At 41.8% G+C, this 21,547-nt stretch carries 20 protein-coding genes and 1 tRNA gene; 13 read left to right on the forward strand and 8 right to left on the reverse strand.

What is annotated here, in order from left to right:
• Window positions 1-148 precede the first annotated feature (148 nt).
• The gene (locus AB4298_RS10560; protein ID WP_371986666.1) at window positions 149-1,813 is read left to right on the forward strand and encodes a flagellar assembly protein A; all 1,665 of its coding nucleotides are present in this window, start codon (window positions 149-151) and stop codon (window positions 1,811-1,813) included.
• A 90-nt stretch (window positions 1,814-1,903) separates the two neighbouring features.
• The gene (locus AB4298_RS10565; RefSeq protein WP_248998164.1) at window positions 1,904-3,040 is read left to right on the forward strand and encodes a site-2 protease family protein; all 1,137 of its coding nucleotides are present in this window, start codon (window positions 1,904-1,906) and stop codon (window positions 3,038-3,040) included.
• A 71-nt stretch (window positions 3,041-3,111) separates the two neighbouring features.
• Here the strand turns inward: AB4298_RS10565 and AB4298_RS10570 are convergent, their stop codons facing one another.
• Together AB4298_RS10570 and AB4298_RS10575 are read right to left on the reverse strand one after the other, a co-directional pair.
• Window positions 3,112-3,483: an adhesion domain-containing protein gene (locus AB4298_RS10570; RefSeq protein ID WP_371986668.1), complete on the reverse strand. Its 372-nt coding sequence runs from the start codon at window positions 3,481-3,483 to the stop codon at window positions 3,112-3,114.
• Between the two features lie 20 nt (window positions 3,484-3,503).
• On the reverse strand, window positions 3,504-3,872 hold the full coding sequence (locus AB4298_RS10575) for an adhesion domain-containing protein (RefSeq protein WP_371986669.1): 369 nt from the start codon (window positions 3,870-3,872) through the stop codon (window positions 3,504-3,506).
• A 499-nt stretch (window positions 3,873-4,371) separates the two neighbouring features.
• Between AB4298_RS10575 and AB4298_RS10580 the strand changes: the two genes are divergently transcribed.
• Genes AB4298_RS10580 through AB4298_RS10590 form a run of 3 tightly spaced genes read left to right on the forward strand, consistent with a single transcriptional unit; the run spans window position 4,372 to window position 7,803 of the window.
• On the forward strand, window positions 4,372-5,016 hold the full coding sequence (locus AB4298_RS10580; protein WP_248998161.1) for a 4Fe-4S dicluster domain-containing protein: 645 nt from the start codon (window positions 4,372-4,374) through the stop codon (window positions 5,014-5,016).
• Between the two features lie 44 nt (window positions 5,017-5,060).
• Entirely contained in the window at window positions 5,061-7,280 is a 2,220-nt protein-coding gene (locus AB4298_RS10585; RefSeq protein ID WP_371986671.1) for an aldehyde ferredoxin oxidoreductase, read from the forward strand.
• 4 nt (window positions 7,281-7,284) lie between these two features.
• On the forward strand, window positions 7,285-7,803 hold the full coding sequence (locus AB4298_RS10590) for a YdhW C-terminal domain-containing protein (protein WP_248998159.1): 519 nt from the start codon (window positions 7,285-7,287) through the stop codon (window positions 7,801-7,803).
• Window positions 7,804-8,042: 239 nt separating this feature from the next.
• Here AB4298_RS10590 and AB4298_RS10595 read toward each other — a convergent pair whose 3' ends face one another.
• On the reverse strand, window positions 8,043-8,975 hold the full coding sequence (locus tag AB4298_RS10595; RefSeq protein WP_371986672.1) for a LysR family transcriptional regulator: 933 nt from the start codon (window positions 8,973-8,975) through the stop codon (window positions 8,043-8,045).
• Window positions 8,976-9,127: 152 nt separating this feature from the next.
• Here AB4298_RS10595 and AB4298_RS10600 point away from each other — a divergent pair, with 152 nt between their 5' ends.
• From AB4298_RS10600 to AB4298_RS10620, 5 genes are all read left to right on the forward strand, one after another.
• Complete coding sequence (locus tag AB4298_RS10600) at window positions 9,128-11,098, forward strand: alkyl sulfatase dimerization domain-containing protein (RefSeq protein ID WP_371986673.1); 1,971 nt, start codon at window positions 9,128-9,130, stop codon at window positions 11,096-11,098.
• Window positions 11,099-11,146: 48 nt separating this feature from the next.
• The gene (locus tag AB4298_RS10605; RefSeq protein ID WP_371986675.1) at window positions 11,147-11,644 is read left to right on the forward strand and encodes a hypothetical protein; all 498 of its coding nucleotides are present in this window, start codon (window positions 11,147-11,149) and stop codon (window positions 11,642-11,644) included.
• 27 nt (window positions 11,645-11,671) lie between these two features.
• Complete coding sequence (locus AB4298_RS10610; protein WP_371986676.1) at window positions 11,672-12,178, forward strand: magnesium transporter; 507 nt, start codon at window positions 11,672-11,674, stop codon at window positions 12,176-12,178.
• A 4-nt stretch (window positions 12,179-12,182) separates the two neighbouring features.
• Window positions 12,183-13,172 carry an efflux RND transporter periplasmic adaptor subunit gene (locus AB4298_RS10615; RefSeq protein ID WP_371986677.1) on the forward strand — a complete coding sequence of 330 codons (990 nt, stop codon included), beginning with the start codon at window positions 12,183-12,185 and terminating at the stop codon, window positions 13,170-13,172.
• Between the two features lie 67 nt (window positions 13,173-13,239).
• Window positions 13,240-14,436, forward strand: coding sequence for an OmpP1/FadL family transporter (locus AB4298_RS10620; protein WP_371986678.1), 1,197 nt, complete (start codon window positions 13,240-13,242; stop codon window positions 14,434-14,436).
• A 313-nt stretch (window positions 14,437-14,749) separates the two neighbouring features.
• Here the strand turns inward: AB4298_RS10620 and AB4298_RS10625 are convergent.
• A tRNA-Leu gene (locus AB4298_RS10625) sits at window positions 14,750-14,834 on the reverse strand.
• Window positions 14,835-15,172: 338 nt separating this feature from the next.
• Here AB4298_RS10625 and AB4298_RS10630 point away from each other — a divergent pair.
• The gene (locus AB4298_RS10630) at window positions 15,173-15,307 is read left to right on the forward strand and encodes a DUF3149 domain-containing protein (protein ID WP_012153859.1); all 135 of its coding nucleotides are present in this window, start codon (window positions 15,173-15,175) and stop codon (window positions 15,305-15,307) included.
• A 101-nt stretch (window positions 15,308-15,408) separates the two neighbouring features.
• Here the strand turns inward: AB4298_RS10630 and AB4298_RS10635 are convergent, their stop codons facing one another.
• Together AB4298_RS10635 and tcdA are read right to left on the reverse strand one after the other, a co-directional pair.
• On the reverse strand, window positions 15,409-16,026 hold the full coding sequence (locus AB4298_RS10635; RefSeq protein WP_248998152.1) for a superinfection exclusion B family protein: 618 nt from the start codon (window positions 16,024-16,026) through the stop codon (window positions 15,409-15,411).
• Between the two features lie 184 nt (window positions 16,027-16,210).
• Window positions 16,211-17,032 (reverse strand): tRNA cyclic N6-threonylcarbamoyladenosine(37) synthase TcdA, encoded by an 822-nt coding sequence (gene tcdA / locus AB4298_RS10640; protein WP_371986679.1) that lies wholly within the window; start codon window positions 17,030-17,032, stop codon window positions 16,211-16,213.
• Between the two features lie 382 nt (window positions 17,033-17,414).
• Here tcdA and AB4298_RS10645 point away from each other — a divergent pair, with 382 nt between their 5' ends.
• Complete coding sequence (locus tag AB4298_RS10645) at window positions 17,415-18,473, forward strand: porin (protein WP_248998150.1); 1,059 nt, start codon at window positions 17,415-17,417, stop codon at window positions 18,471-18,473.
• A gap of 551 nt (window positions 18,474-19,024) precedes the next feature.
• Complete coding sequence (locus AB4298_RS10650; protein WP_371986680.1) at window positions 19,025-20,125, forward strand: porin; 1,101 nt, start codon at window positions 19,025-19,027, stop codon at window positions 20,123-20,125.
• Window positions 20,126-20,235: 110 nt separating this feature from the next.
• Here AB4298_RS10650 and AB4298_RS10655 read toward each other — a convergent pair whose 3' ends face one another.
• Both AB4298_RS10655 and AB4298_RS10660 read right to left on the reverse strand, forming a co-directional pair.
• Window positions 20,236-20,895 (reverse strand): thiopurine S-methyltransferase, encoded by a 660-nt coding sequence (locus AB4298_RS10655; protein WP_371986681.1) that lies wholly within the window; start codon window positions 20,893-20,895, stop codon window positions 20,236-20,238.
• 261 nt (window positions 20,896-21,156) lie between these two features.
• On the reverse strand, window positions 21,157-21,498 hold the full coding sequence (locus AB4298_RS10660; protein ID WP_371986682.1) for a hypothetical protein: 342 nt from the start codon (window positions 21,496-21,498) through the stop codon (window positions 21,157-21,159).
• Window positions 21,499-21,547 lie beyond the last annotated feature (49 nt).

Consider the following 21,547-nt stretch of genomic DNA (forward strand, 5'->3'; position numbering starts at 1 on the left):
ATTGCTACATTAAGCCTAAAGCAGGAATGGATTTTTAGCTGTATATTCGCCCAATACTATAGAACTACTTTAGCCAGAAAGCTCAATTAGACACGGTAATAACTATTAGAAAATAACCGCGCAATCAATCAAATTGATAGGGATTTTTATGCTTCATCCAGAGCTCATAGAATTAAGCCAAGATCAGCAAAAAGCCGAATTAAAAATCGTCCCCAGTACCCACGGGCCGATCAGTGAAAACGATCTACTGCAGCTATTGGGCTTACCAGGATTTTCTAGCCTTTGCCCATCACAGAGCCAAATATCTCAAGCCGTTATAAAGGTGAACCAACTACACCCTCAAGATAAAGGTAATGTTGAACTATTTTTTGAAATTGCTGATAGACGCGATGCAAGCATTAGCTTTGAAGTCTCAGACGATAAAATGCAGGCCACTATGATGCTTACGGCAGCTTATGGCGGTAAAAGTCTCGATATTAAAGACATACTCAAAAACTTAAAACTACAACGAATAAGCATGGGGCTGAGTAAGCCTAAAATAGATAGCCTACTTACCGAGTTTTCACAACTCGCACCTGGAGCAAGCTGCTATGGCACCATAGCCAGAGGTCGCCCCCCCGTAAATGGTGTAGCAGCGCAATTAAGCCGTAAAGTATCCCTAGCCAGAGAGCGCTTGTTGCAGCCACAGAAAAATAGTGATGGCAGTGTTGATATGCGTAACCTTGGTGCCATGATAATGGTAAAGCCAGGTAATTTGCTGATCGAGAAAACCCCTGCAACATCAGGTGTAAATGGCTACAACGTTTATGGCGAAAACATTATCGCTAAGCCAGGTAAAGACCTAAGGTTGATTGTGGGTAACGGCACAGAGCTTAACCTTAATAATCCGAATCAACTACTTGCCAGCGTTGCAGGGCAACCCGTCGAAGCGAAGTCAGGCATGCAAGTTGATGATGTTTTGCAAATCAAAAATGTCGATGTCAGTTACGGCCATGTTGACTTTAAAGGCAGCATTCTCATTACGGGGGATGTCGGAGAGGGGATGATAGTAAAAAGTAGCGGCGACATTACCGTTATGGGATTTGTAGACTCCGCAACCTTGGAAGCAAAAGGCGATATTACCGTAAGCAAAGGTATCATAGGTCGGCAATTAAAAGATCTCAGCTTATCGACAAAGCTTACCGCCCAAGGGCAGATTAGCGCTCAGTTTGTGCAGTACTCTAATTTAAACGCGCAAGGTAATATCCTTGTGACTAAACAGCTATTACATAGCCATACTCATACTAAACAACAACTTATCGTTAGCGATGCAACAGGGCGTCGTGGTGACCTTGTGGGCGGCAAAGCTGAGGCTAATGGTGGTGTGAAAGCCGTAGCCATTGGCGCAACAGCTGACACCAAAACTGAAGTTTACTGCGCGATGGAGCTTAGTGACTTTAAGCAGCAACTTAAACAACTCGATCACAGCATTAAGTCCATGGTTGTCGCAACACTCAATATTGAAGCGCAGTTAAGAAAGCTACCGCCAAAAGAGCAATGGCAAGATGACGCGATGATGGTCGAGCAAGTTACAGTGATGCTCGATGAAAAGCGCCGTATGAATGTAATAAGAGCACAAGAAGAGCTTGAATATGACACGCTAAAGCACACCATAGAAAATTACTATAAGCAAAACTGCGTTCATGCTTTAAAGCACGTGTTTTCTAATGTCGAACTGCATATAGGCCCTGCATTTCATCGAACCCAAAGAGAGCACGGCCCTTGTCGTGTTCAAAACGAAAACCAAGAGATAAGTATTAATTACAGCAATTAACGCTTAATAAATATCTAGATAGGAAATTCAAGTCGTATTCGACTTTCCTTAGGCTGGTTATTCACGGCATAATTAGGTCACATTTGTCCTTTGAGTTATGACGTGGAATTATTGAAAATCGATTGCCTTGGAAAACCACTGCGCCTAGAAGGGTCGCTAGCAGGTTGGCAACAACTGTTTTGGGGTGACACTTTAGTCTCTGTTATTCAAGCAAGCCCTGATAATGAAGGTCTTAAAAACCATAACTTTGAATTAGCAACTCAAGGGAGCGCCTCTGTACAAACCGCAGAGGGTGAGCAAGTGCCAACTCAGAGTATAAAGATCACCCTTGAGACCGACCTACAATGGCAGCCCTTTGTCATTGATTATCGTTTGCTTAAAGACGATGAAGTGATCACCAGCGGTCAACGCAACGCCAAAGATATTGAGCGTCAAATCCCAACGACACCTATTACCGAAAAACGCCAATTTAGTCTTGTCGGCCTAGCGTCACTTGGTTTTAAATTACTAAAAAGCGCCAAAGTCATTAAAGTGCTTTTGGCTGGCGCCAGTGTGGCGGCATATTCTTGGTTATTCTCGTTTCAGTTTGCACTTGCTCTTATCGCTTGCCTTGTATTTCACGAATACGGTCATATCCGTGCAATGAAATACTTTGGCATGAAAACCAAAGGTATTTACCTGATCCCATTTATGGGTGGCTTGGCACTCAGCGACGAAAAGATAAATACTCGCTGGCAAGATGTAGTGATCTCAATAATGGGCCCAACTTTTGGCCTGTTGATGTCAATTGCATCATTGATTGCTTATTGGGTAACAGGCAATATTTTCTTTGCTGGTTTAGCAACTTTTAATGCCCTACTCAACCTATTCAATCTACTCCCGATATTGCCACTAGATGGCGGTCATATCTTAAAAAGCATCAGCTTTTCAATGAACAGTATGATGGGCTTGGTGGCCTGTATTCTTGGTGCTGCGGTTGGGGTTTATATCAGTTATTCATTAGGGTTAGCCTTACTAGGCTTTTTACTACTGATTGGTAGCGCTGAGATTGTATTTGAGTGGAAAACGCGTCACCAAAGCCATCTATTGCCACTTGATAGATATGGACAGATTTTTTCTGCAGTTTGGTACTTCTTAACCGTTGGCGCACTAGTGGGCATTATCTGGTACTTTGCGGCAAGTGGTGATGAAATGCTGGCACTACCACTTGAGATCTTGAAAAGCTAAAAACATCTCATTTAATGACTCGAGCCCATAAAGCGCCTTTGTAGGCTCGAGCAATAACGTAAACGAACACGTTAACCATTACTCACACACGAAACGTAACAATGGCGCTCATCATTATCACTGTCGCAACTCGCGTTAAAAAGTAATACCGAACAATGCGCCCCAGTGTTAGAGACCGTCGATGACCAAAGAGCATTGGCACCTATCGGCCAACTTCTATCTGGATTTCTTGCTAACCATAAGTGTAATTCATGTAGCTCTGTTGAGGTTGGTAAGCGCTTGCCTAGCTTTTTAGCCAAACAATTAGCACTACTAAAGCTCAAATCAGCATAACCTTGCCACTCTTCTGACTCGACTTCAAATTGCTCAGCAAGTGCTTTAGATATTAGGGGAGAAAAGCGTAACTTAGTCCCCCAGCTAGTTTTAAACGTGATCTCATTCATAGCCTAACCTCTACCCTTTCTTATGAATCAAAAACACAAGACACAAACCCGTAGTAGTCATCATTCACACTATAAGACTTGCCATTTTTTAAACGTACAGAGTAATGTTCGCCATCAGTAATACTGGTTGAAGAGCGATATATATTATGAGGCGGCCACTCATGGTTAACTTGTTGATTAATCCATAGGTGAAGCTCAAATAATTCAGCGGATGTAGGCAAACGCATAGCACACTTCTGCGCTAGTTGTGTGGCTGCCCTATGATCTAAATCTGCGTAACCTTGCCATTCTTGGCACTCTATCCCTAACGAACGCACAGCGTTAACTGTCATCGGTGGCGTAAAAGTTAACAATGCACCCCAACTGGTTATAAAACTAATATTATTCATATCAACCTACTTATTATTAACCGCAATAGCGTCTAAATTAGTCACGGGCAAGGGTTATATAAATACCATATTTGGTAGTCAATAATTAATGCAACAACAGACCTTTATAAAGAAGGTCTGTTAAAAATAAAAAATTAAATTTCAACCAAGACATTTAATAAAAACAACATTAATAAACCAAATAAAACAATGCTGTGAACGAAGTCAATAAAATAGAATAAACACAAGATAGAGAAATTCAAAACGAATTAATTAAAGATACATAATCAAGCTTTAAGTAAATAAGAATAACGGAAATAAATTAGCCACATCATTTCTGAATTTCAGAAATACCAAAATTACATCTGTGACTAAATACCTATAGTTTGAATATAAATACCAACAAATGGGTAATTGTGACCACAATCAATTTGTTTCTTTATTCGTTAGTAAATACTCCAAATTAGAAATTGCACCACTAATTAAAATTTTAATTCAATATTACTGAGAGGAAATCAAAATGATTACAAGGAGAGCGCTGCTTGCCAATGGAGCTAAAGTTGCAGTCGGAACTGTATATTGTGGATCATTAGTTAGCTTCCTTACTGGCTGTAGTAGCGATGATGACGATGATAAGACTATTGAGGTTTTACCTGGCGGTTTAATGGTCGTTGATCCTGTGCTATGCGTGGGCTGTAGACGCTGTGAAATAGCTTGTAGCTGGAGCCATGGCAAATCTGCTGTAAGCCCAAATACAGCAAGGATTAAAGTAGCCAAAAACCTCAACTTTGGCCCTCATGGTGTACAAGACAACTACCATCAACAGCGTGGTGAAGAAGGCGATGGTACGGTTGTTCCTGAGACATGTCGACAATGTAATGTGTGCATGTCCGCCTGCCCTCAACAAGCTATTTATATCGATGAAACAACCGGCGCACGCCTTGTTGATGAAGAGCTTTGTATAGGCTGTGGTTACTGCGCAGAAAACTGCCCCCAACAGGTCATTACAATCGATAAGAATACTGAAAAAGCGTTGAAGTGCGATCTTTGCCAAGGAAAACCTAACTGTGCAGAAGTCTGCCCAACTGGTGCAATTAAGTTCTATACATGGGAAGAAGCCATCGCTGAAGTTGAACACCATGAGAAATATTTAAAACTAATTTAATTAATTTTATTTTTATAATTTTATAATTTCATAGGAACTTATATATGAATACCGAATTTGGCGGATGGGCCGGACATGTACTACGCGTAGATCTCACAAACAACATAATTAAAAAGGAACCAACAAGCACCTACCATAACTATATTGGAGGAATGGGGATAGGTTATAAAGTATTATGGGATAATCATAAAGATGGAATAACCGCAACAGATGAAGAGAACAGACTTGTTATTTCAGCAGGACCACTAAGTGGTTCTGGTGCAATATGTTCAGCAAGAACAACTATTACATCAAGAAGCCCTGTAATTAAGAAACACTTAATCACTGATGGTCATTTTGGCGGACATTTCTCTCCAGAAATGAAATATGCAGGTTATGATGCCATCATTATTGAAGGTAAATCTCCTACTCCTGTTTGGTTAAAAATTGTTGATGACGAAGTTAGCTTAGAACCCGCCAATACATTATGGGGTAAAGGTATGTTCGATACCTTTGCAGCTATAAGTAAAATGATGGGGCAGCAAGCTCAAGTTGCCGCGATTGGCCCTGCAGGCGAGAACCTTGTATCTCAATCAACCATCCAAACTCAAGGCGGCCATTCAGCTGGCGGCCACGGTGCAGTACTCGGATCAAAACAATTAAAAGCGATTGGCATTATAGGTAATGGGGTCGTCGATGTTGTAGCTAACAATGAGCAATTAAGAAAGTTAGACGACCATATTCTCGGTATTATTGGCGCCAACAACCAGGGGGTTGTTCCGCATCAACCGCAAACATGGGCAGAATACAGCTCAAGCATTAGCCGCTGGCGTGGTGGTCCTGGGGTAAAATGGGGAGCCGCAGACACCCCTGTAGATGTGGGTGAAACTCCTTGGGACGATCGTCAAAAAGTTGGTATGCGTACCTCAATGGCTGAAATGTATTTCGGTCGTGAAGAAGCGAATAGAGTATTTAAGCGTCCAGGCGGCTGTCACTCTTGCCCAATCCGCTGCTTCTGTGAGGTCAAAAACCCTAAAATGAAGACAGAATACAAACTGCCCACCGACAATATTTCCAATACTTGTATGGGTTTCCTTGACCCTTGGTATGTTATGGGACTACCTGCCAACTCAGAAAAACGCACAGACATCCAAACAGTAGGCGCGTATTACATGGATAACTATGGCGTCTGGAGTGCATATGGCCAGCTATCCCATATCATGCGCGAATTTATTACCCGCAACTTTTGGAAGCAATTGCTACCGGAAGCTGAGTTTGCAGCGATAAATTGGCAGCAACAGAAAGATCTTGATGCTCATTTCATGGAAGATTTCTATACGCGCCTAGCTTTGGGCACGCAATATAAAGGTTCAAACGTACTAGGTCGGTTCTTAGGCAAAGGCTTACATGAATTTATTAATGAAGAAGGTGAGCTCTATAACATCCAAGATATCCTTGATGGCATAGAAAACCCACGTATGGCTGATCTAGTGTTTAACCTAGAAGGTGACGCAGCCTACGGCCTAACGGGTAAAACTTACAGTGTATTCCTCGATAAAGGCGTAAAAGTCTTTAACCGTTCAATGGTAGGTGGCACCCATCACGCTAGCGAAACAGCAGGGCAAGTAGGAGCATTACTCAATACAGTCTTTAACCGTGATCCTCAGTGCCACTCTCACATCAACCTAGTTAACTGTGGTCTGCCTTACGGCAAGATCTCAGAAGTTGCCGATAAAATGTGGGGCGCAGGTGCTTTTGACCCAGTCAAACACTACAAACCTATGAATATCCCCAAGGCTAAGTTCGCTAAATGGTGTCTAGTAAAAAACGTACTTCATGACTCATTAACCTTGTGTAATTGGATGTTCCCTTTGATCGTCTCACCAGACGTAAAGAAAAACTATCAAGGTGATAGCTCGATTGAGGCGCAAATGTTTAGCCTAGTTACTGGGATCCAAACTAGTGAACAAGAGCTAGATGACAAAGCTGAAGGTATTCTGCAGTTGCACAGAGCACTGTCGGTATTACAAATGCAGGAAATAGATCAGCGTAATAAACATGACGTACTAACTGAGTGGGTTTACGACCTTGATCCGGATAAAGTATTTGGCGATGAAGGAACGATCAAGATGAGCCGAGAGGATATGCAGTTAGGCCTTGACCTATTCTATGCCGAAATGGGCTGGGATCAAGCAACTGGTACACCGACTAGAGCAACTTTAGAGAAATTCAAGCTTGGTTATGTTGCAAACAAATTAGAAAGCCTCGGCTTATTACCTGCGTAAGCCTATGGAATCTTTAGTCGATTTTATCCGCCTATTGAGTCAACACGGCCGTCTCGCGACGGCCAATCAATTGATTGCCATTGCAGGGTTGGAGCTTGAAATAAGTGATGTAAATACAGAGTACCAGCAACTAATTGAAGATGAAAAATACCAAGATATTCTGCTTATACAGGGGGAGCTCGATAGCTATTTTTATTCCGATAGGTACATAGTTAATAGCTATGCGCAGCAGTGGTTAGGTGTCAACGAAGATAAACTTAATGCAACTATGGCAGAATATATAAGACGTTACTCTGCTCTAGGGGAGTTAGTACCGGAGGATAACTTTATCCACGCACCTTACAACCTAGCACAAGCGGATCTAAAAACTCTGCCTCAGCAGTTCATAGCTATCGCAGAGTTTGCCGATATTGGCTACCAGCAAGGAGATAATGGTATCGGGCATTACTTCTCAACGGAAAGCATCAAACCAAGCTACGCTAAAGTCTTAGCCAATCACGACCCATTTGAATGGTCAGTATAACGAGTCAACTGTCATCCCGAGACTAGGCAGAAATGCCTAGTCTATAAATATCGAACACACGAGAATACTCGAGATTTCCCTCAAAACCTCAATTTCAAGCATAAAAACTGCCTCATTAATTACTAATTAATGCAAGAGCATACCTTCCCACGATTTCTATACTTTATTTTCAATCTCTATTATTAATCATCAGTACTCACTCAAAAGCCAATACGTTCAGTGTCAATCAGCACATTGGCTTACTCTGGCAAGTTGTCTTGCAAGTAGTTAGTGATCTTATTAGATATGCTCAATAGCTCTTCACGCAGCCAAGTGTGGGCGGGATCCTGATTGAGTTTTTTCAGCCATATAAGGTAGTTAGTGACTTTTTTATATTCAAAGGGAGGCCGAAACACCTGCAGCTTTAACTGTTCTTTGAACTGCAGCGCTAACGACAGCGGAACCGCGCTGATATAATCAGACTGGCTAACAACCAATAAGTTACTGAATAATGAGCGTCCATGATAAGCCACCTTACGCTTAGACAAATCCAAGTTTGTATAGTGGCTCAAACTGTAGAGGTGGTTGCGGGTTCTTTCCAAAATAGCATGGGACTCCTGCATGTACTGCTCCACTGTAATGCTCCCTTGTATTCTTGGGTGTTCCTCACTGCAGATCACCACAAACTCACTATCAAACAGTTTTAGGCTTTCAATATTGGGGTGGTCAAACGGTAAAATATCAATCATCAGGTCAAATTTTTGCTGCAGTAACACTTCATAAAACCCTTCGTCGTTATCCATTTGATCAAAAACTTCTAACGATATTTCTTTATTCTCAATTAACGAAAACTGCTTTAACAACACACCTTGTAAATGCTCTGGGGCGGTTATCACAAACCTACGGTGAGAACTGGATGAATCGAACTTCCCAAAAGACGTGAAAACACCATTAAGCTGATTTATCGGTGCTTGGATCTGTTGATATAAGCTAATTGAGTAACTGGTCGGGACTACCCCACGCCCTTTCCGAATAAAAAGATCTTGACCAATCTCCTCCTTCAACCTGCTTAACATAGTGCTGACTGTCGACTGATTGGTGTTCAGGTTTTCTGCCGCTTTACTCAAACTGCCATCTTCCATGACCTGAGAAAACACCGCGAGCAAATTGAAGTTTGGAATATCGTTTTTCATCTGCAGTCCAAGATCTTGAGTTTAGCTAGGGGTTAGCCAATACATCGTAATTTCGATATTACGAAATCGTAATAGCCTATATATCGAAGACTACTCCCCAATTAACATTAAGTAAAAGAAATTCACATCAATTCAAAACACTGAGGTATTACATGACTTCTTCACTGAAAAAACTTTTACTTTCTGTCGCGATAAGTGCTGCTTTAGTTCCTGTATCAGCATCATTTGCGACCCCAACAACTGAAGCGACATCAACTAACGGTCAATCGCTGCAAACAAGCTCAGCGGCTCACTATCAAAATATTGACTTCGAAAAGCGCTATAACAATGGCGTATTGTTTGAACATGAATCAAACCTATTCTGGGGTAAAGGCGAGCGCATCAAGGTGCTTTCAAAAACAGGCGATACTCTTGCTTACGTAGAAGATTCTCCCCTTGTTCATGACGCACTGACAAAGCATGGTCGTAAGATGGACCAAGCCATTGTCCAAGTCGATGATAACGTATACCTAGGCTACGGTTTTGGTCTAGATACCCCGGTTATGATCGAGGGTGATGATGGCATTATTATCGTCGACCCAGGTGAATCAGTTCAAATGGCAGCGTCTGTAAAAGCGCAGTTTAGAAAAATCACCGACAAGCCAGTGAAAGCCATTATTTACTCTCATAATCACATTGACCATATTTCAGGCGTTCGAGCATGGGTCACCGATGAAGAAGTGGCATCAGGTGACGTCAAAATCATTGCTCAAGAAGGACTAACCGCAGCTGTGGCTAACTGGTCATCTAATCTAGGCACACTATTTGGCCACCGTACCTCTTACACTGGCGCAAAACATGTGGAAGAAGGTGAACATGGCACGGTGAATGATGGTTTAGGGCCTCGCTTCATGCAGGGTGATATCTCTTTCATAGAGCCAAACGTGACCCTTAAAGATCGATTAGACATCACCATTGCTGGTGTGGAACTGCAAATCGTCAATGTGCCTTCAGAGACAAAAGATGAGGTCGTGGTTTACTTACCTAAGCAAAAAATCCTGCACGCAGCTGAAGTATTACAAGGTGAGAACTTTCCAAACTTGCACACTATTCGTGGCACCAAGTTTCGCGACCCTGCTATGTGGTTCAAAGGCATAGATGTGATGCGCCAATTTGATACCGAAGTGATGATCAACTCTCACGGCCGACCAGTAGAAGGTAAAGCTGCGGTAGCCAATGTATTAACAGCATACCGTGACGCCATTCAGTTTACCCATGACCAATCTATTCGTTACATGAATAAAGGCATGACACCGGACGAGTTAGTTGAAGTCGTGAAACTGCCTAAGCATCTAGCAGAGCACCCTTGGTTAGGCGAGCACTATGGCACAGTTGCTCATGCAGTACGCCAGATTTATGTTGGCTATGTAGGGTTCTTTGAAGCCGACCCATGGCAGCTAGAGCCAATGGCATACCAGCAACGCGCCAAGGCATTTGTTGAGCTAATGGGTGGCCGAGACAACATCATCACAACGGCAAAAGCGGCAATTGACGCTGAAAACTACACCTTTGCAGCAGAGATCTTGTCGTACCCCATCACCATCAATAAACAAGATACTGAAGCACGCGAATTGAAAGCTAAAGCCTACAAAACATGGGCTGCGGATCAAGTGAACATCAACTGGCGTAACTGGGCACTTAATGCCGCTGCAGAGTTAGAAGGCACACGCGACTTTTCTAACATGATTAGCTTCGCTTCCGTCGATGTATTAACCGCGCTGCCTAGCGAACAAATTTTCGACATGATGACGGCAACGTTAATTGCAGAGAAAACGCTCGATGTTGAAATGGCAATGACCTACAACTTTGCCGACACCAATGAGTCGATGACTATCGAGATCCGTAATGGTATCGCTCAGCTACATACAACGCCTTATACCGGCGCAGATGTGCAGATTGAAACCACTCGTGAAGTGTTAAACCAAATCCTGATTGCTGGCCCTAAGTCGCAGCAGGTGATTGGTAAGAACTTGAGCTCAGGCAAATTCAACTTTGCTAATGGTGACATACAAGCCTTTGGGTTATTCATGAGCTACTTCGACAAGCCGATGACGCCTGAAGAGTTGAAACTAATCGTTCGATAATACGTTAACCCGAGGGGCTACTTAGCCCCTCCGTTTTAGGTGGTCACTATGTCTCGTCTATTACTAATGCTTATATGCTTGCTGCCGTTTTTCGCCAATGCATGCGGAGTGCATCAAAATACAGGTTTATTCCTTATTACGGAGCCCGGATCGCTCCCTGTATTTGAACGCACCGTAAACCAAAGACAAAACGGTATGCTCAGCCACTCAACCCGTCCTGAAAACGTCATGGCAGACCATTTCATCAATGCACTAACAGACAATGGTCAACAAATACCTTTTAGTCTATTTCAACCGGTAAAAGGCCATTACAGCAACGTATTGTTTGCTGAACAAGCCAAATTACAAGACCGAGAAACACGACCTTCGTCTGCAGAGCTTTTATTGATAGCTGAATTAGACGTGCTTGAAGCGTTAGCCATTAAACAGCTTAGTTGGACAGATGCAAAGACACTCGGTTTAGTGCGCATCAATGGACAAGCCCAAGACATAGCAATGCTCGAACGCTGGTTAGCAACTCTATTTTCATCGACTCGCGTTAATTAATGCATATTGCATTTGCTAAGGAATCTTATGAACCTTATTAAAACCATTTTATCCAAAATCGCTACCATCTTATTGGTACTTATCAAATTCCTGTCTTTTATGGCATTGATGCTCTGCGGTGCTTATCTACTCGCGCCGATGGGACTCATTAACTCTAAAGATATCGATATGAGCCTTTTTACCAATACTCCAAACGACACCATGATGGTGATCTTTAACTCTGAGTATTTCAGCGGCTACCTATTCTCAGTAACTATTGCTCTTGTGGTCTTTGTCTTATACCTACTTTGGTCACTGCATGAAGTTGCTGTTCACCGAGCAGAAAAAAAGCGCAGCTCTCACGTTCAATTGGTGTTTGCACTGTCATTGTGTGGCCTATTTATTCATAAAGCCTGGTGGGTGTTAGCCATCATCATCGCGTTTGCTAACTGGTCGCAAATTGGCGAAGCGCTAAGCGGCGTAATAAGAAATAGCCGTAATAAAAGCAATGACTTAAAAACTAGCAGCAATAAACTTCACAAGGTAGAGGAATAACACTATGAAAGAAGTCATGATCCCTTACATCTTAATTATGTGGATCCTCGTTTCGACAGGCGTCGTCAAGTGGACCTTACGCAACGGCTTTTGGATTGTATCTGGCGGGGTATTTATTCTGGTGATATTAGGGGTACTTTCCCGCCTTTGGGCTCCCGTTGATTTGACGTATTCCTCAACCATTAAGGCTCCACATTCCGTGATGTCACCTTTATTTGGAGAGGAAATCGATGAGGTCCATGTTGTGCATAATCAAATCGTCAAACAAGGCGATATTATTTACTCTCTTGTCGACACTAAATCTAGCGCAGAAGTTGCGAAAATAAAGTCTTCAATCGTTACTCAAGAAGAAGCTATTGCTCAATTTATTAGGGATTTAGAGCGCACAAAAACATCGCCAGAGATATTCAAAAAACGTGATGTTGAGTATTACCAGTCGCAACTGCGTATTGCCGAGGCGACGCTCATCTCGCTTCACGCTGATTTAGATAAAACCCACTTTGAGCAAAGTCGCAAAACAGTGCGTGCCCAATTTGATGGTCAAGTTGCGGTAGTAAACGTCGCTGATGGTAGCCGCGTCGGTAATATGCATATTTACAACACTGGCAAAAAGTTTCTTGAAATGCGTATACCCGATCAAACTTTTCGCTACGTTGAAAAAGGCCAATTTGCAGAGTTTTATGTCGATGCTTATCCAGGTGAAATATTTCGCGCTCGCGTCCACAGTTTTACCGCAGGCACAGGCGAGTCGTCGATTTCACCAATTCAAGGTCCGCAAAGCGTTAGGCAACATGTTGGCGCGAATACCAGTAGTCATGGTCGTACTGTGATCCTCGAAATTTTTGAGCCAGATGGCAAGGTTATTCCTATTGGTGCTACGGGTTCAGCTTGGATTGCAGCTAATAAACCACATCCATTTTTTAGCTTCATTGATGTCATTGGTGCAGCAACCGTGCGTCTTCACTCTTACAAGTCTTACTTGAACGCAATGTAACTGGCTCACTCGCCTCTATCCCGAGGCGAGTCTCCTCAAATTTGCTGACTATTTATTAAGGTTATTTATGAATACCAGAATCACCGTACCGTTAGTACTCTCACTGTTGGTCTCCCACAATGCAATGGCTGGCGCTTACATGTTCCCTGAGCTCGGTGGGGTTAATGTCAGTACTGCGGGCGCAGGCGCTCAAGCACTGGCAGAAGGCGCTGAAACCGCTTTTGCAAACTCTGCGGCAATGACAAAGCTCACAGAACCTACCTTGGCATTTAACCTACAAGGTATGGCGTCAGATATTCAGTACACAGACACGGGATCCGATGGCATATTTTCTGGTGGAGAGGCAACAACTCAAGCAGGAACCGCAATGCCTGCAGGAGCCATGTATTATGTCGCGCCAATTAATGAGCAGTGGAGCGCAGGTATCGCGTTAGTATCTACCGGTGGCTCAGTAATTGATTACGGTGCTGACTTTTCAGGCGCGCTGTTATTACAAGATGCCAAACTCATCACCACACAGCTAAACCCAAGTGTTGCTTACAAGGTTAATGAGCAATTATCACTGGGTGTGGGGCTTGTGGCTGAATACGGTAAACTAGAGCAAAACTTTGCAGGAACAGACAAGTTTCAAACCGAAGCGACTGGCAGTGATCTCGACTTTGGTTATACACTCAGTGCCTTCTATGAGTTTAGCGATAATCACCGACTCGGTTTTTCATATCGTTCTGAAATAGAACACAATATGGATGGCAATTTAACCATAGCTCATCAAGGGCTCGACTCCTCGGTTGGTATTATTATGCCAGCCAATGCATCTTTAAGTGGTTACCACAATGTCACCGACAAAGCCGCTTTGCTATGGAGCTTAGGTTGGACACAATTTAGCACTATTGAGACCACCAATATTGCGCTGGATCAGCGAGTTATCGAGATCCAAAGACTGTGGGATGACACAGCAACAGCAAGCTTAGGCGGTTATTACCGACTCAATGAGAAATGGCGACTAGAAGGCGGTGTATCTTACGAGTCATCACCACAAGATGACCCTACGATGCAGTATCCCGATGTCCCCACCGGCGAGCTTTGGAAGTATGCCATAGGTGCAACATACGACATCAACCAGAGCTGGCGTATGAACATTTACTATGAGTATCTTGATGTTGGAACGCCGAGTATTGAATTTCAGTTAGCGAACTCAACACTCAGAGGAGACTACTCTGCAGCAATCCATTTCTTTGGAGTGATGACTAACTATCGGTTCTAGCCCTTAGTTTGCTAACCAATAACTGACTGGCAATTTATTGCTAGTCAGTTTTAGATACGCTTAATACCAATTATCAACACGACATCAATGTCGCACAATATTACTGCGTCACTGTGGCAGAAGATGACTTAAGTCTATTTATCCTTTTGCGGTAACATAACTGCTTCGACTAATTATAATTTGGCAAGGTTTACTCGCTAATATCGCTAAAGCAAATGTGGGGATTGGTAGAAGGATACTTAACTAGGTTGCTAAAATAGCCAAATTTCAGGCATAAAAAAACCTGCTCGATGGCAGGTTGCTTTGTTGATAATGGTACCTGAGGACGGACTTGAACCGTCACTTCTTTCGAAATCGGATTTTGAATCCGACGTGTCTACCAATTCCACCACTCAGGCATTATCAATAACACTTACTTAAATCTTCTCGACCTCAGTAAGTGAACGGAATTATACCTACAGAGAAACGAATGGCAAGTACTTTGAATTGAGTTTTGTATCAACTGAGCATTTTTCAGGCTCAACAGTCAGGAAGCGCTTACTATCCGTGCAAATTGCTTAGATTTGGATTAATCGTTATAGACATCAAAAATTAGCAAAACGTGATCTACACCATATTCATTAACAACAAACGCCCAATTAATTAATAACCGAGTTCGTTTTTGACTCAGATCAAAAAACAACCGACTGTACACGGGTATTGTTACTAGGAATTAAAAAGAAAGAGGATTTCGCAAATGGCATTCTGGTTAGATTTGATGTTTGGCAACCCAATTGGATTGCTATCAATGATTGTTATCTTTAGTACTATTGGCATCATTTCATATCTGATGTGGATGTTCTATACCAAGTCTGCGGATCCCGAGAATTAACACTGAGTTGTTCTTTCTAATGCAGGGGGCTTATTGCCCCCATTTTTTTGTCCGTAAATTTAAGAGCTACACCACTTAAAGCTAAGTATCCAATAAGCCCATTACGCAGCTTGCTTGCGTGGAGCGGCAAAACTGTTCACAAAATGTGGACGTGCTTTAATTAAGTTTTTCATCTCTTCAGCACTTGGTTCTCCCACAGGAAAACGCAGAACTTGGCGGTTCAAATGTGTACGGGCACGCATTGATATCTTGAAATCTGCAGTAGAAGCTTGAATTGCATAATTTTTCTGATTACCTAAACATTCCAAAATGCCAGCTTTTAATAAGCTATTCACAGCGGGTTCTTGTTCAGGCAAGGTCAAAATCGTTTCGCCTTGTAAGAAAAACTCTCTTAATAATGCTCTTTCAGTTGGATCCAATAATTTGACTTTCTCTTCGATGATCTCCACTGAACGCTTGTCGCTTAAGTAACTAATAGCTTCATCTAGGAAATAGCTTAAAATTTGTGTTAATAAATAAGCAGCGCCAATAATCAGCCCTAGTCCGATAAAGTGTGCATATTGTTGTGAAAAATCATGCAAACTTAATGACGTAAGCAAAGCTTCTGGGGCAAACAATAAAGCGCCACATGCCAATGCTTGCCACAGCATTGCTGTGAAGAAGAATTTTTTAGCCGACATCATTTTAAAAGAAGACAATTTAAAAGCTACGTTTTGCATACCCAATGTACCCAGTGTCAGAAATCTGTTCCTAGTCAATTAAAAGCAATAATGATGCCAATACATCATCTTCCAATTAATAATTTCACATATAGCTAAAACGCTAATTTAACGGGCATAAATCAAATATTAGGTATAAAAAAAGCGCCACTATAGCGCTATTTTTAACCACATCAATGCAAAACTACTTAGCGTTCGCCTTAGCGGCCAATTTGGTTAATACACGGCTAGTCGCAACAAAACCAAATGTACCTGTAACGACTGTCACAGCGCCAAATCCTGAAGCGCAGTCCATACGCATGCTGCCTTCAGCAGTGGCCTTAGTGCTGCAAACGCTACCATCAGCTTGTGGGTATACTAATTGTTCAGTAGAGAACACCGCTTCAATAGAAAAACGACGTGCTACATTCTTAGAAAAGTTATATTCACGCCTAAGCATGTTACGCACCTTAGCTAATAGCGGATCTTGGTAGGTTTTAGCTAAATCTGTAACCTGCACTTGAGTAGGATCCATCTGTCCGCCAGCACCACCAACGGTTACGATTGGCATTTTTTGACGCTTACACCAAGCAATTAGTGCTGTTTTCGCTTTTACAGCATCAATACAATCAACAACATAATCGATATTGCCGCCCGCTTTTTTACCTTGAAAATACTCTGATAGGTTTTCAGGAGTAATAAAGTCTTCTATTTCATTGACGATACATTCTGGATTAATCTGCTTTAAGCGCTCAGCCATAACTTCAACTTTAGACTCACCTATGGTGTCTTTTAACGCGTGGGCTTGTCTGTTGGTGTTAGTTACACATATATCATCGAGGTCGATTAAAGTGATCTGCCCAATCCCACTTCTTACTAAAGACTCTGCTACCCAAGTCCCTACTCCACCAATACCAACCACCACCACATGGGCTGAAGCAAAGTAGCTAAGAGCTTGTTGGCCATATAAACGGCCGATACCAGCGAAACGATTTAAGTAAGCGTCAGATAAAGTGTGATTATTCAAAGTGATACTCAATGTAGGAAAAAACAGACAAAGTTATAAGCTCGATATGTAACTATTTTATCTTAAACCTGTGCAAAACTCTAAAATAAATCATCCGACAAAACACACATTTGTGAATGATTGGTAACCATGCCAGCAACTAGACACCTGACTTGTTTTTCGCGTTGCATTTATTTTAAGTCATTGTTTAAAAGCGGTAAATACCAATGACTTTCATCACGAAAGATCTGCTAATCATGATCTAGATCACTAACGACTTTTATGTTTCCGTGCAAAAATCTCGCCCGACAAATACAGCTTCAGCTTGTTGGCCTATAAATCCGGGCTAACAAATATTGATAGCCTGCAACTATAAATAGCGATTCGCTACAGGAAGATGAAAATGAAAAAAACTGTTCTGTCTGCCACGATTGTTTCTGCACTAGCCGCCACTTCTTTTACAGCATTAGCTGATGGCCCAAATTTCTATGGTCGTGCTGATCTTGCAATTACAAACTCTGATATGGGTATTGCAACTCAAAATCAAAAATCTGGCACCATCATTGAGAACAACTTCTCATGGTTAGGCGTTAAAGGTACTGAAGCGATCAATAACGATCTTGAAGTGGTTTACCAAATGGAGTTTGGCGTTAGCAACTTCGATAACTCAGGTAACACTTTCTCTGCACGTAACACTTTCTTAGGTCTTAAATCAGCTACTGCCGGTACTATTCTTGTTGGTCGTAATGACACTGTATTTAAAGCTGCTGAAGGTGGTTTTGACCTTTTCGGTAACTCTAACTCAGATATCGATCTTTTAGCTGCTGGCCAGTCTCGTAGCGCTGACGGCTTCACATATTACTCGCCAAAGATCGCTGACCTAGTCACACTAAATGCGACTTATTTGATGGACGACAACTACGCGCAAAAAGTAGGCGATGAAGTCATCGACGCTGACAATATGTATGCACTTAGTGCAACTATTGGTGATAAAGCACTTAAAGCACAGAACTACTATGTGTCTGCAGCTTACAACGACAGCATTGATAACGTAAAAGCTTACCGTGGTGTTGCTCAAGTTAAACTCGGCCAAGTAATCTTAGGTGGTTTCTACCAAAACAGTGAACACGTTGATAGCAAGTACGCCAATCTAGAAGGTGACACTTACTTCGTAAACGCGGCATATGTTATGGGTAACCTAAAACTTAAAGCTATGTACGGTAGCGATGATTCTGGTTTAGGTAAATACGTTAGCCGTTATGTTGGCGACGTAAATGGTGGTCTAGAAACTGTTAGCGACGTTGATCTACAGCAATTCAGCTTAGGCGCTGATTACCGCTTAAGTAAAAATACTTTAGTATATGGTCACTACACGAAGTACGACGGTGACATTAAGCTAACTGGTGTTACACAAGATCTAAGCGATGACATCTTCACTGTTGGTATGCGTTTCGATTTCTAAGTTGATTGACAGGTAAACCTGCACAGTTTGTGCAGTTCGAATTTTGCATATAAAAAACAAAGGCAGCTAAGGCTGCCTTTTTAATGCCTATTTTTTAAGCACCTTTAGCAAGTCTAGATAAACAAAGGGTCTACAACAAAAAAGTAACATTTATACTGGTTATTAGGCTTTTTCCGGCCCAATCGCTTACTGGTCAATTTATCTACACACATTCAAACCAAAAATCAACATTTACACAACCTTAGTAAGTCCTTAAAAAGTAAAAGCTATTATATTTACAAGCCGCATAAATACTACTTTAGAGATAGTCTTAAGTGTTTATTTTTACAGATATTCCCAATTAATCAGTCAAAGTTCCCCAATCGTCACAAAAAAGTATCAATAAAGGCCTTGAACCCCGAAAACATGATCTAGTCCACAATCTTAATGCCATAAAACTGTAATATTTAGCCCCACAATTGTTATGAGCTTGGATGCAAGTAACAAAAACAAAAGTTTATGTAAAAAACCATAAGAAACGAATAGGAACTTAGGTTCTGGGAGCAAATGAAATGAAAAAGACACTAATCTCTGCGTCAGTGGCATCAGTTTTAACCCTAGCTTCTTTCGGCGCGCTAGCCGATGGTCCAAGCTTTTACGGTCGTCTAGATCTAGCTGTTACTAACTCAGATCAAGGCACAACTCTTCAAGGTGGCACCAACGGCGTAAACATTGGTGAAAGCGGCACATACTTAGAAAACAACTTCTCTCACATCGGTGTTAAAGGCAGCGAAAGCCTAACTAGCAACATCGACGTTATCTACCAGATGGAATTCCAAGTAGAAAACACTTCAAGCGAAGGTGACGTATTTAAAGCGCGTAACACTTTCCTAGGTCTTAAGTCTCAAGCAGGTACAGTACTTGTTGGTCGTAACGACACAGTATTCAAGCAAGCTGAAGGTGGCATCGATGCATTCGGTAACACTAACGCCGATATCGACCGCCTAGTTGCTGGTCAAACTCGTGCTGCAGATGGTATCTGGTACTACTCTCCAAAAATCGCTGACCTAGTTACATTGAATGCGACTTACTTAATGACTGACAACAACCAAGGTGCTGGTTCAGACTCTGATGCTCAGTACGCATTAAGCGCAACACTTGGTGACAAGAAGTTCAAAGCACAAAACTACTACTTCGCAGCAGCTTACAACAAAGGCATTTCAAACATTGATGCATACCGCGCTGTAGCTCAAGCTAAATTTGGTGACTTTAAAGTAGGTGGTTTCTTCCAGAACACTGAAAGCAACAAGTATGACAACCTAGAAGGTAACACTTACTTTGTAAACGCAGTTTACAACCTAAACGGTGTTAACTTGAAAGTCCAATACGGTGTTGACGAGTCAGGTCTAAGCAAGTACTTCTCTAACTCATTCGCTTACTTAAACCCAGATAATAAAGATACAACTGACGTTAACGAAACTAATGGTTTCCTTAAAACAGTTAACGATGTAAACGTACAAAACATCACTATTGGTGCTGACTACAAGATCTCTAAATCAACTATGGTATATGGCCACTACGCTATGTATACAGGTGATTACAAGATCGGTTCAGGCAAGAAAGACCTAGAAGACGATAACGTATTCACTATCGGTATGCGTTACAACTTCTAATCAATTGAGTCTGTAGACTCTGTGATTTAAAGCTATAAAAAAGCGACCCTAGGGTCGCTTTTTTGTTTTCGCTATTGGCTATTTTCGATAGTTCACTTTTAGCGGCTTAACTAGACTTTACGGGTTAACTTGTACACACTTTCAGTTAACCAAGACACCTGCTTTTTAACAAAGCGCGGATTATCACTAAGTACATCCTCGCTTGCTAAGCATTCAATCTCAAAATCATCGCTAAGATTTGCATTAATCCAATCATCAGATACAGCAAACGGCGGACCATTTAATTCTGCTTGTGGGTAATCTAAAATAATAAGTAAACCTACACTGTTAGCCGGAATAAGCTTAGCCAGCTGTTTAGCGTAAGCAATACGCATATCTTCAGGCCAAGCAATCAATGCGGCGCGATCATAGAAAGCTTCAATATTTGGTAATGTTAGCGCATCAAGAGTGAAAATATCGCCTTGATAAATAGTAACCTGCTCAGTTGAGAACTTTTGGTGTTCGCCAACTTGACTAACTTCTAGGGGTAAGCCGTTTTCTTGGTAAAACTGCTTTACAGCTAGCTCATTTAGCTCGCAACCAACAACATCATGGCCTTGCTCTGCGAGAAAACACATATCCAATGATTTACCACATAAAGGTACCAACACCTTGCGAGTGGGGTTAAGACCTAATTGTGACCAAAACTTAACTAATAACGGATTAACTGCATCTAAATGAAAGCCTATCTGCTGGGCATCCCACTTTTCATGCCAAAAACTTGGTTGCATAATCGAAGTCCTAACGAAAAAACTTAGCTAAATTAGGTATGACTGTGCGCTTGAAGGGAACTGGGAAGAGAGTGAAGCCTCACTCCTAAACAAGTGATACTTCAAGACTTGGCATACCGCTATGGACATTACTGTATAGACAGAGCTAACCATAAGCAAAAGAATAATCTAATGAATAACCGTAGCAACCCGCTAACCAAGTCTTTAAAGGATAGGTGCTTTCATCTGTTTACTCATTTTGAGTACTCAGAATCAGTAAATCTAAATATTCAGTGTTTGTTGGACCTTTCTAAGCCAGATGCAGTTTTCACATTCACAATTACGTCGAGATAGATGATGCGGCGTTAAACTTGAATCAATAAAATCAACCGCGACCAATAATTGCTGTCTCAAGTCCTCTACAGACTTTCTTTCAACGGCAATGGTTTCATCGTTATGGTTCATCCAAGTACACTCCATGCCTTGATGGCAATTAATGCACTCCATATCCGTTGGGTTAAAAAAACCTGCATGCGGACAATAATTTAATTCCATCGACTGCAAAATACGCCGTCTTGGATACTCAAGTAATTTTATTAGTTCGGATTTATCTAGTCCTGACATAAAGCCACCTCGGGTTGATATCTAAGCCTTTTCTTTGGCTTATACCATT

Origin of the sequence: Shewanella sp. 10N.261.52.F9 (assembly GCF_041471165.1) — a bacterium.
Lineage (GTDB): Bacteria > Pseudomonadota > Gammaproteobacteria > Enterobacterales > Shewanellaceae > Shewanella > Shewanella marinintestina.